The organism is Synechococcus sp. R5-13, from assembly GCF_047462015.1.
Taxonomy (GTDB): domain Bacteria; phylum Cyanobacteriota; class Cyanobacteriia; order Thermostichales; family Thermostichaceae; genus Thermostichus.
Map to the genome: position 1 here is coordinate 15,623 of NZ_JANSIL010000079.1, position 15,790 is coordinate 31,412.

Annotated in this window: 14 protein-coding genes; 8 read left to right on the forward strand and 6 right to left on the reverse strand. The window is 61.4% G+C overall.

Features of this window, described 5'->3' with window-relative positions; genetic code table 11:
- Positions 1 to 46: 46 nt before the first annotated feature.
- On the reverse strand, positions 47 to 268 hold the full coding sequence (locus NW840_RS06540) for a high light inducible protein (protein WP_414328818.1): 222 nt from the start codon (positions 266 to 268) through the stop codon (positions 47 to 49).
- Between the two features lie 199 nt (positions 269 to 467).
- On the opposite strand from NW840_RS06540, the gene NW840_RS06545 reads away from it, so the two are divergent.
- Positions 468 to 950 (forward strand): pyridoxamine 5'-phosphate oxidase family protein, encoded by a 483-nt coding sequence (locus NW840_RS06545; RefSeq protein WP_414343216.1) that lies wholly within the window; start codon positions 468 to 470, stop codon positions 948 to 950.
- Between the two features lie 67 nt (positions 951 to 1,017).
- Here NW840_RS06545 and NW840_RS06550 read toward each other — a convergent pair whose 3' ends face one another.
- On the reverse strand, positions 1,018 to 1,956 hold the full coding sequence (locus tag NW840_RS06550) for an alpha/beta fold hydrolase (protein ID WP_414328821.1): 939 nt from the start codon (positions 1,954 to 1,956) through the stop codon (positions 1,018 to 1,020).
- Positions 1,957 to 2,224: 268 nt separating this feature from the next.
- Between NW840_RS06550 and NW840_RS06555 the strand changes: the two genes are divergently transcribed.
- The 3 genes from NW840_RS06555 (at position 2,225) to NW840_RS06565 (ending at position 8,626) form a co-directional block, all read left to right on the forward strand.
- Complete coding sequence (locus tag NW840_RS06555; protein ID WP_414343218.1) at positions 2,225 to 4,546, forward strand: spermidine synthase; 2,322 nt, start codon at positions 2,225 to 2,227, stop codon at positions 4,544 to 4,546.
- 145 nt (positions 4,547 to 4,691) lie between these two features.
- Positions 4,692 to 5,309, forward strand: coding sequence for an NADPH-dependent FMN reductase (locus NW840_RS06560; RefSeq protein WP_414329765.1), 618 nt, complete (start codon positions 4,692 to 4,694; stop codon positions 5,307 to 5,309).
- A gap of 356 nt (positions 5,310 to 5,665) precedes the next feature.
- Positions 5,666 to 8,626: a GAF domain-containing protein gene (locus NW840_RS06565; RefSeq protein ID WP_414343219.1), complete on the forward strand. Its 2,961-nt coding sequence runs from the start codon at positions 5,666 to 5,668 to the stop codon at positions 8,624 to 8,626.
- A 32-nt stretch (positions 8,627 to 8,658) separates the two neighbouring features.
- Here the strand turns inward: NW840_RS06565 and NW840_RS06570 are convergent, their stop codons facing one another.
- The 4 genes from NW840_RS06570 to NW840_RS06585 form a co-directional block, all read right to left on the reverse strand.
- Positions 8,659 to 9,651, reverse strand: coding sequence for an energy-coupling factor transporter transmembrane component T family protein (locus NW840_RS06570; RefSeq protein ID WP_414343221.1), 993 nt, complete (start codon positions 9,649 to 9,651; stop codon positions 8,659 to 8,661).
- Positions 9,652 to 9,766: 115 nt separating this feature from the next.
- Positions 9,767 to 11,845 carry an SH3 domain-containing protein gene (locus tag NW840_RS06575; protein ID WP_414343222.1) on the reverse strand — a complete coding sequence of 693 codons (2,079 nt, stop codon included), beginning with the start codon at positions 11,843 to 11,845 and terminating at the stop codon, positions 9,767 to 9,769.
- A 128-nt stretch (positions 11,846 to 11,973) separates the two neighbouring features.
- Positions 11,974 to 12,468, reverse strand: coding sequence for a DUF427 domain-containing protein (locus NW840_RS06580; protein WP_011433071.1), 495 nt, complete (start codon positions 12,466 to 12,468; stop codon positions 11,974 to 11,976).
- A 19-nt stretch (positions 12,469 to 12,487) separates the two neighbouring features.
- Positions 12,488 to 13,216, reverse strand: a complete 729-nt coding sequence (locus NW840_RS06585) for a Crp/Fnr family transcriptional regulator (protein WP_414343223.1) — start codon at positions 13,214 to 13,216, stop codon at positions 12,488 to 12,490.
- Between the two features lie 254 nt (positions 13,217 to 13,470).
- Here NW840_RS06585 and NW840_RS06590 point away from each other — a divergent pair, with 254 nt between their 5' ends.
- The 4 genes from NW840_RS06590 (at position 13,471) to NW840_RS06605 (ending at position 15,766) form a co-directional block, all read left to right on the forward strand.
- The gene (locus NW840_RS06590; protein ID WP_414343224.1) at positions 13,471 to 14,133 is read left to right on the forward strand and encodes a sigma-70 family RNA polymerase sigma factor; all 663 of its coding nucleotides are present in this window, start codon (positions 13,471 to 13,473) and stop codon (positions 14,131 to 14,133) included.
- 2 nt (positions 14,134 to 14,135) lie between these two features.
- Positions 14,136 to 14,720, forward strand: coding sequence for an anti-sigma factor family protein (locus tag NW840_RS06595; RefSeq protein ID WP_414343226.1), 585 nt, complete (start codon positions 14,136 to 14,138; stop codon positions 14,718 to 14,720).
- A 35-nt stretch (positions 14,721 to 14,755) separates the two neighbouring features.
- The gene (locus NW840_RS06600; RefSeq protein ID WP_414343227.1) at positions 14,756 to 15,388 is read left to right on the forward strand and encodes a hypothetical protein; all 633 of its coding nucleotides are present in this window, start codon (positions 14,756 to 14,758) and stop codon (positions 15,386 to 15,388) included.
- 63 nt (positions 15,389 to 15,451) lie between these two features.
- Positions 15,452 to 15,766 carry a DUF3181 family protein gene (locus tag NW840_RS06605; protein ID WP_011433076.1) on the forward strand — a complete coding sequence of 105 codons (315 nt, stop codon included), beginning with the start codon at positions 15,452 to 15,454 and terminating at the stop codon, positions 15,764 to 15,766.
- Positions 15,767 to 15,790 lie beyond the last annotated feature (24 nt).

A 15,790-nucleotide genomic window follows, 5' to 3' on the forward strand; every position in this document is an offset into this window, starting at 1 on the left:
AATCGGCGATTAGAGACAGCCCTCTTCCTAGGAAGCATTCTTTGGCTTATCGGCCCAGGGATTGCAGCCAGCCGAGCAGGGTGGTACCGGACAGAGCTTCAAACAGGATCAGGGCAACAAAGCCGATCATTGCCAAACGCCCGTTCAAGCGCTCTGCATAGTCGGTGAAGCCCACGCGGGGGGTGCTGTCCACATACATTTCCGGCTCGATGGCGTAGTTGTTCAGCCGACCGCCTTCTTCGACGACGACGGAGCGATATCGGGTCATAGGGTTCTCCTCGTGCTTTCTTTCCCAGCGTAGCTCGCTTTGCATAGGATTGTAAAGTTTTATTTACAACGTTGTTGACGCCCAATGTTCCGAGCTGCCGGGCAGAGTTCAACCAGGCCAGGAACAGCCTGTAAGCAGGGTTGTGGCTCTTGTCCCAGTACAGGGGAGCTGATAATAGCAAGGGGACTGGAGGACAACCATGTCGGTGCTGGAACAGTTAAATATGCTGCTGGATGGCCAGCCGGTGGCCAGCTTGGCGGTGCTGGAGCAGGGATCCCCGGCGGTGTCGTTGGTGCCTTTTGTGGTGCAGCGGGATCCCTTGCGCTTTGCCATTGTCATCAGCGATCTTTCTGCCCACACCCAGGCTTTGCGGGCGGATCCCCGGGCCGCGCTACTCATCCACGAGCCGCCTACGCCAGGGGATCCCCGCAGTAACCACGCCCTGCCGCGGGTGATGGTGAGCGGAGAAGCCCAGTTTCTCAGCCGCGAGGAGGCGCAGGCGCAGGGGTTTGAAGCCCTCTACCGCGCCAAGTACGAGATTGCCGAGATGATCCTGGGCTTGGCGGATTTTCACTTCTGTCAGATCATCCCCAAAGCTGGCAGCTTCATCCAGGGGTTTGGCCAGGCATTCCGGCTGAGGGGCCCCAACCTGGATCAACTGGAGCACCTTGGTCGGGCGTAGATTATGAGAATTCCAAGGGCAGCCCGCGCCATCCTTGAGCCCAGGGAAGCTCTTGCTGCGCCGCTTCCTAGCTCCCCTCTTCTGGGGGGAGAGAATGGAGTCCTTTCTCAGGTTTTCGGGTGGGATCCCGGATCCAGTCCAACAGCAGCGGGTTGACCAGCTCGGGGGCTTCATCCTGGGGGCAATGGCCGACCCCCGGCAATGGGATGAACCCCACCACGCAAGGAAACTCTGCCAGGGCCCGCCCCAGAGCAATGGGTTCCCAGGGATCCGCTTCCCCCCACAAGATCAAGACGGGACAGGTGAGCTGAGGCAAGAGATCTTCAGCCAAAGGCCCCTGAGAATAGCGCACAAAGGCCAAAAAGACCTCTGCCGCCCCCGGCTCCAAAGCGGGTTTGAGCAAAAGCTGGATCAGCTCCTCGGTAACCGCTTCTTTGCGCCCGTAGGCTTGGAGGAGGATATTGCGAATGGCCCTAGCCTGGGCCACCTGAGCAAAGAAGAAACGACCAAAGGGAGGCCACCCCAGCAGGGATTGCAGCAAAGGGGTAAACTGGCGGCGCAGCCAGGAGATCTGCTTTCGTTTCCGCTCGTGCAATAGCCGCAGCGAGGGATCCAACATCGCTACCCCTAAAACCTGGGCTGGATCCAGAACCGCCGCCTGCAAAGCCACGATGCCCCCAATCGAGTTGCCCACCAGGTAGGCCGGCTGGCCCATCACCTCCCGCACAAAATCGGCCACCAGGGATCCCCAGGTCTCAAAGGTGTAGGGCAAAGGGGATCCCGGCAGGGGCTTGGCGGATCCCCCAAACCCCAACAAATCGACCGCATACACCTGACAGTGCTGCCCCAGCTCCGGCAAATTTTTCCGCCAATGGTCGCTGCTGGCCCCAAAGCCATGGATGAGCAACACGGCTGGGCCTGTGGATCCCGACTGTTGGTAGCGAATGGGCTGGTCACGCCAGAGCCAGCGATGCTCTGTGTTCGCGTTGGCGCTGCATGGCAACATGGGGGTGCAGTGTAGGTTTGAGTCAGCGTTGCGATCCTAACCGTTCGCGACAGCGGGACAAAGTCCTTGTGATCGGGGCAAATGAGAGTACTGGCGGAGGGTGGCCCCCTTCCACCCGTTGGCGCACTTGAATCGAGGAACAAGGATCGGCCTTCCTCTGAGTTGGGTGATCCCAAGGGGCACCACCAAGCGGCTACAACATCCCATCTCAAGCTTCCGGGAGAAAGTGGGGAATACTGGCAGTTGAGGGTTTTGCGGTGGGTCGGCTTTGGTTTGGCTAGTTGGCCTCAGCTTGTTTGGTAGCGCTTTTTGCCTCTTCTGGGGACAGTTGTTGGTGGGCAAGTTGCTGCTGCCGCTGTGGGGGGGATCCCCCCTGGTGTGGAATACCTGCCTGGCCTTTTTTCAGGCCACCCTGCTTTTGGGCTACCTGTGGGCAGACCGGCTGGGGCGCGGGCTCAATCCCAGGATGGGGGTGCTGATCCACGGGATCTTGCTGCTGGTCGGGCTGAGGCTTCTGCCCTTTCAGCTGGGGATCCCCGGCCAACCGGAAGGATGGTGGCCCCCTCTCGCTCTGTTGGCAAACTTGACTTTGGGAGCTGGGGTGCCGCTGTTTCTCCTGTCGGCGACGACGCCGTTGCTGCAACGGGGGTTGGCGGCAAGAGGGGTCGCGGGGCAACGGGAGGCTTTGGATCCCTATTTTCTCTATGTGGCCAGCAATGCCGGCAGCTTGGGCGGGCTGCTGGGGTACCCGCTGGTGTTGGAGCCCCGCCTGTCTTTGGCTGGGCAAACTCACCTGTGGACGGGATCCTACGCGCTGGTGGCAGCCCTGGTGCTGCTGAGCGGGGTGGGTCTGCTGCTCAGTTGCAACGGCGTTGCCGAGCCACAAGAACGCGGGGCGGATTCCCAGGGATCCGGCGCTGCTCTGGGGAATTGGGCTGTTTCCTGGCGAGAGCGTTGGCGCTGGGCGGGTCTGGCTTTTTTGCCGGCGGGCCTGTTGGTGGCGGTCACCACCTTGTTGACCACCGACGTGGCGGCAGTGCCCCTGTTGTGGGCCATTCCTCTGGGGATCTATCTGCTGACATTCATGCTGGCTTTCGGGGGGATCCACCCCAATAAGGGGGTTTTGGGAACGACAGCTCTTCTGGCCTGCGGGGCGGTGGGGACACAGGTCTTGGGCTGGGTGAGGCCGGGTTTTTTGCTTTTGCCGCTGCATCTGACCACCTTTGGGCTGGTGAGCTGGGGCTGCCACAGCCGGTTGGCTTGCCGTCGCCCGCCGGTGGAGCAGTTGACGCAGTTTTACCTGTGGCTGGCTTTGGGGGGGAGTTTGGGGGGAATGTTCTCTGCCCTCTTGGCACCGCAGGTGTTCGAGACGGTGCTGGAATATCCCCTGTTGCTGGGGATGTCGCTGGCCGTGCTGGGGGCGCAGGGGGGGCGGGTGGGCCTGTGGCTGGGGCTGGGGCTGCTCCTGCCTTTGCTGCTGTTGCACTTTCAACCGCAGGCGTTGCTGCAGGTGGGCGCTGGGGTGGGTTTGGCGTTGGGCTGGGCGGTGCTGGCGCTGTTGGTGTCAGGGGAGAGCCGTTCACAGCAGCAGAGCGGAGCCCCTGGCTGGCAGGCCAAGGTCGGTTGGGTGGGAGCAATGGCGGGGTTGGTTGTGCTGCTGGGGCAACCCTGGCTGCAGCCGGGACTGCAGGTGATCCACAGCGAGCGCAGCGCCTTCGGCCTCAACCGGATCGTGGAATACCAAACTGAGCAGGGATCCTTCCGCAGCCTTCTGCACGGCACCACTCTACACGGCAGCCAAAACTTGGATCCGGAAAAAGCGCTGGAGCCGCTGACCTATTTTTCTCGGTCTGGGCCGGTTGGGCAGGTGTTTGCGGCGTTCAGAGCCCAGACTGTGGATCCCACGCCCGCCATTGCGGTGTTGGGGCTGGGGATCGGCACGTTGGCCGCCTATGCCGAGCCAGGGGATGAGTGGACGTTTTTCGAGTTGGATCCCACCGTGGCCGATTGGGCGGGGCGCTATTTTTCCTATCTCCGGTGGGCCCAGATGCGGGCGCGGGTGCAGGTCATCCTCGGCGATGCCCGGCTCAGCCTCAAGGGGATCCCAGAGGGCAGCTATGACCTGATGGTGATGGATGCCTTCAGCTCTGACGCAGTGCCGGTGCATTTGCTCACGCAAGAGGCTTTGGCCCTCTACCTCAGCAAGCTCAAGCCCCACGGCTGGCTGCTCTTCAACATCACCAACCGCCACCTCGACCTGGCCCCGCTGTTGGCCGGCCTGGCCGGATCCCTGCAGCTTCACGCTTGGCACCAAGACCACCGGGATCTCTCCCCTGAGCAACGCCAGGCGGGGCTGGCCCCTTCCCACTGGGTGCTGTTATCGCCGCGCGACGCTTCGACGACCGCCTCAGCAGGGCGGAGCCCTTTGGCCCAAAACTCTGGAGTCCTGCAGGAACTAGATCCCTGGCAGCCCCTTTTGCCCCAGGCCGGGGATCCCGTCTGGCGGGATGACTTTTCCAACCTGCTGCAGGTGATCCGCTGGCCTTGGATCCCTTTGCTAAAGGGTATCCAGATCCCCAGTTCTGGATAGGAATCCGGCTGTTATCGCTATGCAACGCTTCGGCGAATGCATTAGGGTTGGGGAGCAGAAAAGTTAAAGAAATCTTTACAACTCGAAGTTGGTATGAGTTATGATTGTTTGCAACGTAACTGATGTCTGCTCGGGAGTCCGGCCCATGTCTCCTCTACAAGCCCTCACTGGCAATCCTCAAACCACCATGGCTGAAACCTCTGCGGCTCGTTTCGTGGCAATCGGGGGCAGCTTGCGGCCCAATTCCCTGACGTACCAGGCGCTGGAGGTGGCGCGGCGCGAGTTTGAGAAGTTGGGGATCCCGTTGCACATCCTCGATCTGCGGCAGATGAAGTTGCCCTTTGTGGATGGCTCGGAGTCCTATGCGGATTATCCCGATGTGGCAGTCCTACGAGCAACCATGAAGCGGGCGGATGGGATCATCCTAGCCAGCCCGGAGTACCACGGCGGCATCAGCGGCAGCCTGAAAAATGCACTGGATCTGTTGAGTTTTGAGCAACTGGAGGGTAAGGTCTTTGGGTTAATCAGCGTTTTGGGCGGCGAGAGCAACAGCAATACCCTGAACCAGATGCGCTTGATTGTGCGTTGGGTGCATGGCTGGGTGATCCCAGAGCAAATCGCCATCGGTCGGGCTTGGAACGCTTTTGACGAGCAAGGCAATCTCAAAGACGAGAAGCTAAAACAGCGCTTTCAACACTTTGTCCAGAGCTTGGTGACCCATACTCACAAGCTGCGCGGGATCCCAGTGGTGAAGCCCTCCTGAAATTACAGTCATTCCAAACTAGATTGAGACACTCTCCAAGCGTTCCGCGACCAACCCCAGGGAAGTTAGGAAGCCATGAAGGACGGCTGCAGACAGACTACACTGGGGCTGGGTGAGAGATGAAAACCAAATCTTTCACTGCGTCGAGGATGGGGCGAACGCCCGACGTCGAGAATCCCTGCCCCTTGGGGCGGAGAGTATGCCAAAGTTGTTCCAAACAGCAACAAGTCCGGGCTCTCTTCTTCTCACCTGTTGCCTCAGCGTTGCCCAGCAACAAATAAGGCTCAGATCCGACGGAGATCTGGCTGAGAGGGCATTGACTTGCAGAGGAACCCGCAGAATAGCTCCACACAGGTATGGTTCAGTCTGTTCCCCCTCATTCCGATAGAGCTGGGCCAATATCTCCCCTGGTGGCCCTGCAAGCAACCTTGCAGCAGATGCGGGAGCAGAGCGATGCCAACACCCTCGTTCAGCTCACGCTGGAGTATGTCAAGGCGGCGTTTGGGGCGCCGCTGATCTGGCTGGCCTTTTACGATTATCAAAATCACCAGTTGGTGGGCCAGGGGGGAGTGACCCTTCTTGAGGATCAAACCCTACTGCGAGCGGTGCATCCTCTACAGCCGGGGGAGATCCTGGAGCAGGTGGTGATCGAGCAGCGACCGATCAGCCTGCCCGACCTCTCTCAGGAACCGCGCATGGGCATTTGGCAGCGGGAGGCCAGGCGACTGGGCGGGATCCAGGGCTGTTTCATTTATCCCTTCTCGGCCTACGGCCCGCTGTCGCGAACGGCAGTAGGACGGCGGCGCTGCTTGGGGATTCTGATGCTGGGATCCCAAATGTGGGGGGTTACCACCCATGAGGACGAAAAGGCTCTCTTGGGAATTTTGCTGGGGCAGTTGGCAGCTTCTCTGCAAGAGTTGGAAAACGCTTGGCAACAGCAGACCGAAAAGCGCCTTGAGGATCCACTCCTGAGGTTGGGAACGGCGATGCGCCAGGCGGGATCCCTGCAGGAACGGGTCAGCTGGGTGAAGCAAGAGCTACAGTCTTTCCTGGGCGCCGTCCACATTCAGGTGTATTGGCACGAGCGCAGCCAGGGTCAGTTCGTTCCCCACGGGAGCGTCCCCAAAGCTGTTGGCAACAGCGGGGGGACGGAGTCCTCTCAGCCCCCTGTTCCCAAAGGGGCTAAAGTCGGAGCAGGGCCGACAGGAGAGGTCAGCCTTTCGCTGCGGGAATTGGGGGACATGTACTACACCCTCGCCGATGGCCAGGTGGTGGTGGGCGGCACAGGGACGACTCGCTCTGAGGTTCCCCCCAAGCTGATGCAGCAGTTGCGAGCCCAGGCTGTTTTGGCAGCCCCGATTTTGCTGGAGAAGGATCTGCTGGGGTTTATCTGGGTGCAATCCGATGTGCCCCGTACCTGGCAAGCCGCTGAGCGACAGTTGGTGGCCGCTGCCGCCAATGGGTTGGCCTTGGCTGCCCCCCTAGAAAATCTGGATCGCCGCATTCGCCAGTTGGCCGATGACCAAGAGTTTGTGCAACAGGTGGGCCGCTCGCTTTACAACCCGGCGGAGCTGCAACAGGCTCTCCAGCAAGCCGTTGTCGGCCTGGCCCAGCGCCTGAAAGTCGGTGCAGTGGCCGTGTTGACGGTGGATCCCGACAGCCCCATCCCCCGCCTCTTCTACGAGTACCGCAGGGAAGGCAAGCAGACTTTGCCACAGCAGCTCAGCCCTCTGAGCGACCAGGACTGGCAGGATCTCATGCGCAGCGAGGTGGTCGTGGCAGAAAACTACGACCAAGATCTGCGCCTGCTCTCTTGGCGGCAGGAACTGGCAGGGGTTCGTTCCTTGATGCTGACCCATACCGGGGCCAACACACCCGTGGAAGGGCTGCTCTTGGTGTTGCATCCCCAGCTACGGGCCTGGAGCCGGGAAGAGCGGCAACTGCTGCGGGGGATCGCCCAACAGGTGGGGGTGATCCTGCGGCAAATTCGGTCAGAACAACGCCGGCAACGACAAGAGCAATTGCTCAAGGGCCTGATCGCCACTTGTTCAACCTTGCCAAACTTGGCCACCTTGTCAGATCTGTACACCACTACCACTCGACAGACGGCCCAATTGCTGGGGATCCCTCTGGCGCTGGTGGTCAGTTGGCAGCCGGGGGAAAGCCGGGCTCAGCTCCAGGGGCCTTTTACTACCGCTGCCGGGACGGAGACCGGCTCCACCGAGATCGACCTGCAAGATCCCCTACTGGCCTACGCGCTGCAGTCGGCAGAACCTCTGCCGCTCACCCAGGAGCAGATCCCCCCTGCCAGCCGCACTTGGCTCAGTCGCGTCAGCGGTGCGGAGCACTTTGCTGCCGGCCTGGGATCCTGGCTGCTGGTGGCGCTGGGGGAGACAAACTCCTCGCAGGCGGGAGCTTTGGGAGTTTTGATCTTGGGGGCAGAAGCGGGCAAGGTTTGGGATCCCGACGAGCGGGCGGCTGTGATGCTGATCGCCCAGACCTGCGGCTGGACGCTGCGGCGCTTGCTCTGGATGCAAACTTTGCAAGAGCGGCAGGAGGTGCTCAGGGAGTTGAACTGGTACAAGCACCGCCGCCTGCTGGATATGCAGAATGCCCTTCTGGACAGCCTGCACCGCCTGGGTCAGGTGCCGGAGATCCCCGGAGACGAAGCCACCCGCTGGCAAAAAGTAGTGGAAATTGGCAGAGGGCTGCGGGATCTGACCGTCTCCACAAGGCCGTTGTTGCAGTCGGAAACTTGGCAGGTGCAGCCGCAGTCGCGGTCGGTGCCCTTGGCAACCTTGGTGCGCAAAAGCCTACGCCGAGTGGAGGGCCTGACCCAAAAACGCAAGCTGTGGCCGCGGGCCCATGGGGACATGAGCATTGCCGTCCAGGGGGATCCCGAACGACTGGAGATGGTGCTCTGGGAGGTGTTGACAGCCGCTATTTTGCGCAGCCCGGAAGGGGGGCGGCTGGATCTGTGGAGCCAAGCCAGCGTTCGCGACAGCGGTGCGGAGCCCTTTGGCTATGCAGAGCTGCTGGTGGTGGATCAGGGCAGCTTCGACCCTCACCTGATGGCCGCCCTTCAGTTGGGGCCAGAGCAGGTGATCTACGCAGATCCTCTGCTCAAGTCGCCTCTATCGGTGAGTCCTGGTTTGGAACTCAGCCTGTGCCAACGGGTGGTGCAGCGGATGGGGGGCCAGCTCTCCTTTTACCTCTCTTCCGATGGGCGTTGTGTCTCTCGGCTGCTCCTGCCGATGGGCAGCGACGAGCCCCATCGCGTTCGCGACAGCGGTGCGGAGCACTTTCCCCCCAGGTAGGAAAAGGCTTTGGCCCATCCTTGCCGGTCACCTCAGTGGGACAAGGTTCTGAGCAGCCAAAACAGGGGCAATAGGGCCAGTAAACCGCGATCCAGCCGCCGCAGTTGTAGGCGGTGCCAGCGCAGGGGATGGTCTGGGCCGGTCAGCCCACGGGCCTGCATTGCCATAGCCGTCTGTTCGGCACGCAGGAGCAAGTTTTCAAAAAAGCGCTCCACCAAGGCCAGCAGGGTTTGCATCCCGCCCCGGAAACTCAGGGATCCCCAGCGCACATCCCGAGTTCGCACCGCCCGCGCCAAGTTTTGCACCTCTTCCATCACCAAAGGCAGAAAGCGCAGCGCCAAGGTGAGGGTGAGAATTACTTCGGCAATCGGCCATCTCCAACGCTTGAGAGGCTGCAACCATTGGCCGATCCCCTCGGCAATTTCTTCGGGGGCCGTGGTCAACAGAAACAAATGGGTAGCGTAGAGCAACGTAAAAATGAGGGTGCCCAGCCGCAGCGCCACCGATAGAGAACGGCGGGAGACCTGAAAGGTTCGTCCCAATAGGGAAAACTGAACCAGGCGGTAGCGATAAGGAGTTTGCCAGGCACGGGTTTGCGCCCGCCAGGCACGGTCTGGGGATCCCTGTTCTACAGCCAAAAAGGAATCCCTCCCGCTGTCGCGAACAGAGCGCTCGGCACCGCTAACGGGAATCAGCCCATAGCCCACCACCTGCATATCCTGCCGTTGCGGTTGGGGAAAAACCCCCAATCCATCCGGCGCCAAGCTGGTGATCCCAAAGGTGAGCAGGCTCAGGGCCAGCACCAGGGAGAGTTGGCCCGACCAAACCCGGCGCGGCAGACGGGCCGCCACAGTTAGCAGCAGAAGAGCCACCACCACGGCCAAGCGCCAACCATTGCCGGCCAAAATGGGGCTGAGGAGAAAGCTGAGCAGCCAGGCCAGCTTAACCCGCGGATCCAGGCAATGTAGCCAGGTGCGAGGCTCTTCCAGATAAATCCCCAGCGGGGCATTGCGCAGAATATCCACAACAGTTGAGAAGGAAGCAGACTATACCCCTTAAAAGGGCGGGACCGAGAACTCCGTCCCCGTAGCGCGGTCGCAGCAGCGTTGCGGAGCAATAACAGCTGGCAGCAAGGGAGAGCTAGAGCCGTTCCACCAGACGGGTGGAGCCCGACTGGGCGGCGACCCATCCCCCGGGCGCGCCATCTCGCTCAATGCGCAGCCAGACGGGCACCTGTCCCTCCCCAGCCTGCACCTCCACCACCCGCAGCAGGGCTTGGCGTGGGGCTGTCCCGACAATGGCTCCCGTCAGGCTGGGTTGCTGGCGAATGTTGAGGCCATCGTTGGAGACCACCCGCACCTGTTGTACTCCTTGCCACTCCGCCAGAGGGCCGGTTAGCTCAGGCGGGGGAGTGAGTTCCGTCTGGCCGGGATTGTCGTTCGCGGAGGCGTCGCGTAGCGATATGTCAACCGGCGGCTGCTCAATTTGCACCTGGGGTTGCTCCAGCGGTGGTGCCGGCGGCGGCGTGAAGAGGCCCCGCAACATTTGCCAGATGACCAATAGGGAGAGGATGCCCACACCGACCACCCCGGCCATTCGCGCCAGCGGTGCGGAGCCCAAACGAACGCCAGCGGGAAAGGTAGGACGCTTACGGCCCCCCAAGCGGCTGCGGCGGTAACGCTCCACATCCTGCAAACCGATCGCGCCAGCGGACCTTAGGCCCTGGACTCCGTCCCCCTGAGGGGAACGGTCTTGGGCGCGTTCGCGACAGCGGTGCGGAGCACTAGAACTCTCATCCGCAAGAGCAGAGACGCCCGCCTTGGGGGTGCTCCGGTAGGAGGGCAAATCCGAGAGGCGCGGGGGTTCTGGCGGGGGCATCACTCCTCCCCGTTGCCAAGGGGTGGGGGGGCGCTGCAATTCTTGGGTTGGATTAGGGGGGCGCACGCCACCCACCACGGCAGGCAAATGAGGTGGGGGATGGGGGACTTGGGGAGAGAGCATCCCCGCCGGCGGATCCTCGCGGCGGGGCATTTCGTCCAGGTAAGCTTGTACTTGGGGGTTGTCGAAGTAGGCTTGCAACGTCACTTGGGCGGCTTCCAGACCGCGAAATTCCGGGAACACCTCCTCCTGAAACCATTTTTCTGTGAAGCGGCACAGACCCGGCAGATGGTCGGGAGAACCGGCGGAGTGTTCTTCGATAAACTGCAAGGCCTCTACTTCTTGGGTGGAGCGCAGATGGGCGAGCGCGTCTTCGGTCTGCCCCAGCAACAGACTACAGATGGCCTGCTCCAGATGCACATCCTGCCGCTGCGCCAGACGAGCCAGGTAGCTGCGAGCACGCCGCACCAGGGCCGGACGATTTTCCAGATAACCTGCCGCCAGCAACACCTGCACGGCCAGGTAGGCGGCTACCATCGAGGGACGCTCAGCCTCCCGCTCGAACAGCTCTTGCTGTTCTTTGAGGGTGAGGTGGCGACGTACCCGTTGGATAAAGCGCAGGAAATCTTCGGTGCTGAGGCCAGAGCCATCTTGCCCCATCCCCTCGATGCCGCCCCGTTCGTCCAGCATGGCTTTGAGGAGAGCCAGTCCCTGCTGTCGCTCCCCGTTCCCATCAGCGGTGTGTCTTCCAGCTTGGGCGGGAGCACTTTGGCTGAGGAGTTGCAAAATGCGATAGGGGCGCAGCTTGCCCAAATCGATGCGGATCTCCGCTTGCATCTGCGGAAAGGCCTGGCACTCCTCCAGCTCCGCCAAGCCCGCCTGTAAAGAACGCGCCGCCTCTTCGTAGGATCCCTGTTGCCAGGCTTCTCGACCCAGTTCCAGACGAGCGATGGCCCGCGCCAAAATGGCATCGGAACGAGCAGGGTGGCCCTGCTCCAACAGGTGTTGAGCCAAGTCCAACGCAGCCTGGTACTCTCCGGCTTCGCAATACAAGCACAGCACTCCCGGTAGGTGCGCCTCCTCCACCGTCAAGGTGGGATCCGTTGGCATGAGGTGTTCGTCGTAGTTTCGCCGTGCCTCGGGGTTCAGCAGCACAGAAGCCGCCTCTTGGATCATCTGGGCGCGAGCTTCCACGGCCTGTGGCGAGAACCCCGACAGCCAGGAGCGCTCGCCCGGCTTGAGATCGATTCGCTCCCGGTATGCCTGCTCAATCTGATGCCCATCTGCCCGTGCCGACAGCATCAAAACCCGATAATAGTCGAGGGGCACCCGCACCGTCATGGTTTTTGTCCGCGCTCTCCTGTTCGTGCCAGCGGGACGGAGTCCTTGGACAACTTACCCGCATCGACTTAACTGTAGTCCTTTTCGTGGGTAAAAGGGATCCCCCCTCGGGAATCGCTGCTCCGCCCCTACCAGTTCCAGCTACCCGGCTCTCCTTTGAAAGGGCCTACGACCTTTGAGGTGATCCAACCGCCGTAGAAATCTCCGGGTTGAGGCCGGACTCGTTCTCCACCTACCCGGCACTCCTGCACACGGCCTGGATAAAAGGCAAGGTAGTCGCGGATGGGCAAAAACGCCGGGCTGGGATCCGGATAGCTCCAGGCGGCATCTACGGCTGTTTGGGATCCGACCTGAACTGTCCAGTAGCAGGCAGCCCCTTTGAACTCACAGAAAGAGGTGCGAGAGCTGGGGCGGAGATACTGCAGTCGAACGTCGGTGGGGGGAATGTAGTAGGTGGGCGGGTGGCTGGTTTCCAGGACGCGGTAGCAACGGCGGCTTTGGGCAATGAGCTCGCCATTGAAGAGAACTTCCACCAGTTCTGTGGTGGGCTCCAGACGAGGTGGGCGCGGATAGTCCCAGACAGATTCTTGTCCTGGATGGGGAGAAATCGGTTGGGGAGACATGGGTCAATATCTTCAATATCTAAAGCAGACGGGTGGCCTCCAGCAGTTTGGCGTACCGGATCAGCAGCAAAGACTGTTGCTCCGGCAGCGGCTGAATAACCCCCTGCTGCTGCAGACGGCTCAGTACCGCCAGGGCTGTCTCCCGGCTAACTTGGCTGATATCGGCCAAATCCTGGGGGGGAGGGTAGACAATGCGCATCCCCTGGGGGGTCTTCTCGCCAAAAGCTTCCGCCAGTTGCACCAGCGTATGCACCACTCGCAGCGGGGGGCTCTGCTGGTCAAGATCCGCCTGCAAGTTGGCCAGGCGCAGGCGACGGGAGAGGCTGCAGGCCAGCTGGTAACACAGTTGCGGCTCCCGCAACATCAGCGCTTTGAAGGTTGCCGCCGGGATCCCGGCCACCCGCAGCGGGGTTAGGGCCAGCACATCTCGCGAGCGGGGAGCTTCGTCCAGTACCGCCATTTCCCCCACCCAAGCGCCCGGCCCCAGCAAGGCAAGGGTTTTGGTGCTGTCTTGCGCCCGCAAAGCCCGCCGCACCTTAGCCCAACCGGCTAGGATCAGGTAAACCACGCTGCCCCAGGCCTCTTGCATAAAGAGCGCCTGTCCCGCCGGGATATCCCGCAGCTTGACCTGGGATCCCAACCATTGCAAGGACGTCGCCGAAAGTTCGGCCAACATTGGCACCGCCTTGAGCTCGGAGAGGACGGCAACAGGAGCATCGGAAGTCATGCCGGGTCGGGGTTTTACCATACCGCAAGCCCACTGTAGCCCAGTTACCAACTCAAGAGCTATCCTGCAATCCACCACCCCGCCATGTGCGCCAAGATCTAGTGAGGAGGTGGTCTTGCTGTGGAGTCTTGCCGGTATGGCCCTCAGAGCCTCTAGAGCTACCCTGCGGTTGAGGGTGGGGGGAACCCAAACTCTGCCATTTCGTCTGGGCAACAGAGGTTCTGTCTGGGAGGGGATCCCTCCGCTGTTGCTGTTGTTACAACCTATGGATGCCTATGGATGCTGCCCTCAGCGACATCAGTGGCCAGCGCTGGTCGGTCTTGGTGAAGAACGTGCCTGTGCGGCCCGAAAAGCTCGCTGATGTGGATCTGGTGCTGATCTGTCAGCAGGGATCCCAGCCCCATCGGGAGGCTTTTGCCGAGTTGATGCGTCGCCATCAGGCCCATGTGGACAAGGTGCTCTATCATCTTGCCCCGGACTGGCAGGACCGGCATGACTTGGCCCAGGAAGTTTGGATCCGGGCCTACCGCCACCTGAAACGCCTACAGGAGCCGGCAAAATTTCGCAGCTGGCTGGGGCGGATCGCCACCAACCTGTTTTACGACGAGCTGCGCAAGCGCAAACGACAGCAGCAGCCCCTTTCTCTGGATGCGCCGATTCAGATGCGGGATAGCGAGATGGAATGGGAGCTGCCCAGCGAGAGCCCCAGTCCCCATGAGCACCTCGCCACCTGCGAGTTCTACGAGCGATTGCACCAAGCCGTCCGCGACTTGCCGCAGGCCTTTCGCCAGACAATCCTGCTGCGGGAAATTCAGGGAATGGCTTATGAGGAAATTGCCGAGATCACAGGGGTGTCTTTGGGCACTGTTAAGTCTCGCATTGCGCGCGCCCGCGCCCGCCTACAATCCACCCTAAAACCCTACCTTAATGGTGAATGACCATGGTTCGCGGCAACCCCAACCCCGACCCCAGGGATCCCCAGCAAGAGCTGCCGGTGGTGGATGAGCGCTTTGAACAGTTGAGCGCCTACTTGGATGGGGAATTGTCGTCTCAAGAGGCGCGGCAGGTGGAAGATTGGCTGGCCAGCGATCCTCAGGCGCGGCAACTGTACAGCCAACTGGCAGCTCTGCAGGCCGGTTTGGCCAATCTCAAGGCCCCAACCTTGAACTCCACCCAGACGGAGCTGTTGATCAGCCGTGTGTTCGCCGAGCTGGATCGGCGGCCAATGCTCGACCTGGGCTGGCGGCGACGCAAGGGCACCCCTTGGGGACGAGTGGCAGCGGCTGTGGTGGCCTTGGCAGGGGCGGGCTGGGTGGGATGGCGTTGGTCTCATCCCCAGCCTTTGGTATCGCTGGAAGATCCGCCGGTGCGCGTGGCCATCGTGCCTGCCTCTGCTCGTGTTGCCCAACGCTATCTTTTCGAGCCGGGGCAAAAGCAAGATGCCTACTCGATTTTGTTTGAGACAATCCCCAACCGTGGATCTCGCCCCGCCAACGCGACCAGGGCCGAGGTGGGCTGGGAATGACCTGAGCAGGCTTGAGAAAGACTGAGGAGCGCAGGGTGGAAAAAGCAGTTCGCTGGGCTTGTGGGCTAGGAGTCTGCCTTTGGCTATGCAGTCTGGGATCCCTGTCGGCCCAGGCAGATCCCAGCGGTAGCCATCTGGCAGCGCCGTTCGCGCCGGCGGGACGGAGTCCGAAGCAGTTGCACTCCTCTCCCAGTGGACAGGAGCCTGCCCCCCAGCCCACAAACCTGCCTTCACCCGGATCCCGTCTCACCCCTCCGGTGGCTCGCCCTCAACCCCCCGCCCCCGATCAAACAGATCCATTGCTTTTTCCGGACTTCCCCCTTCTCAAGGAGTTGGATCCGCCCCCGCCAAGCTTGGCCGACCTGGGCATCCATTGGGATCGCTTGGCCCTGCTGCCGGATCCCGAGCTGGCAGAGGAAATGGATGTGGAGTTCAGCCGCCGTCTAGCCCGCCTAAACCGGCAAATTGCCAACCAACAAGAGCGCCTCTACCGCCTTTTGCAAACCTGGGACTCCGACGAGGCCGATATCCGCCAAATTCAGGCCCAACTGAGCCAGTTGCGGACAGAACGGGATCGCCTAGCTCTGGAACACCTGTTGATGCTGCGGCAGCTGCAAGAGAACTTCGCCCTACCTCTACCCGACCGCTCGGCTGCCAGCTCTCCCTGAGGATCCCTTGGGTTCAGGCTATGATTGAGCAAGGGCAGACGCAACCCCCAACGGAGCTGAGCGATGGCCAAAGTGCCCAGCAACCCAGACATTGAGCAATTGGCCGCTGCCATTGGCAAGGAAGTTTACATCGATGTGGCCCGCTGGCATCTTTACCTGCGCGATGCCCACCTGCATACCCTTTTGGCGGAGCGACTGGCACCCCAGGTGATGGCAGGCAAGGTGGATGAGGACGCCGTCACAGAGATCTTGCAAGGGATCCCGGTGAAAGTGGGGGGTGGGCGCAAAGAATTGCCCCTGGCCGATCTCCTGCCGATGCAAAGCCTGCTTAACCTGCTGGACGTGCTGGAGGAGTTCAGCCGCAAATGGGCCCAATAGAGACCAATAGAGAAAGGTAGAGCG

Coding starts and splice junctions, on each gene's coding strand:
- NW840_RS06540 (WP_414328818.1), bottom strand. CDS start 268: ATGACCCGATATCGCTCCGTCGTCGTCGAAGAAGGCGGTCGGCTGAAC.
- NW840_RS06545 (WP_414343216.1), top strand. CDS start 468: ATGTCGGTGCTGGAACAGTTAAATATGCTGCTGGATGGCCAGCCGGTG.
- NW840_RS06550 (WP_414328821.1), bottom strand. CDS start 1,956: ATGTTGCCATGCAGCGCCAACGCGAACACAGAGCATCGCTGGCTCTGG.
- NW840_RS06560 (WP_414329765.1), top strand. CDS start 4,692: ATGTCTCCTCTACAAGCCCTCACTGGCAATCCTCAAACCACCATGGCT.
- NW840_RS06565 (WP_414343219.1), top strand. CDS start 5,666: ATGGTTCAGTCTGTTCCCCCTCATTCCGATAGAGCTGGGCCAATATCT.
- NW840_RS06575 (WP_414343222.1), bottom strand. CDS start 11,845: ATGACGGTGCGGGTGCCCCTCGACTATTATCGGGTTTTGATGCTGTCG.
- NW840_RS06580 (WP_011433071.1), bottom strand. CDS start 12,468: ATGTCTCCCCAACCGATTTCTCCCCATCCAGGACAAGAATCTGTCTGG.
- NW840_RS06585 (WP_414343223.1), bottom strand. CDS start 13,216: ATGGTAAAACCCCGACCCGGCATGACTTCCGATGCTCCTGTTGCCGTC.
- NW840_RS06590 (WP_414343224.1), top strand. CDS start 13,471: ATGGATGCTGCCCTCAGCGACATCAGTGGCCAGCGCTGGTCGGTCTTG.
- NW840_RS06595 (WP_414343226.1), top strand. CDS start 14,136: ATGGTTCGCGGCAACCCCAACCCCGACCCCAGGGATCCCCAGCAAGAG.
- NW840_RS06605 (WP_011433076.1), top strand. CDS start 15,452: ATGGCCAAAGTGCCCAGCAACCCAGACATTGAGCAATTGGCCGCTGCC.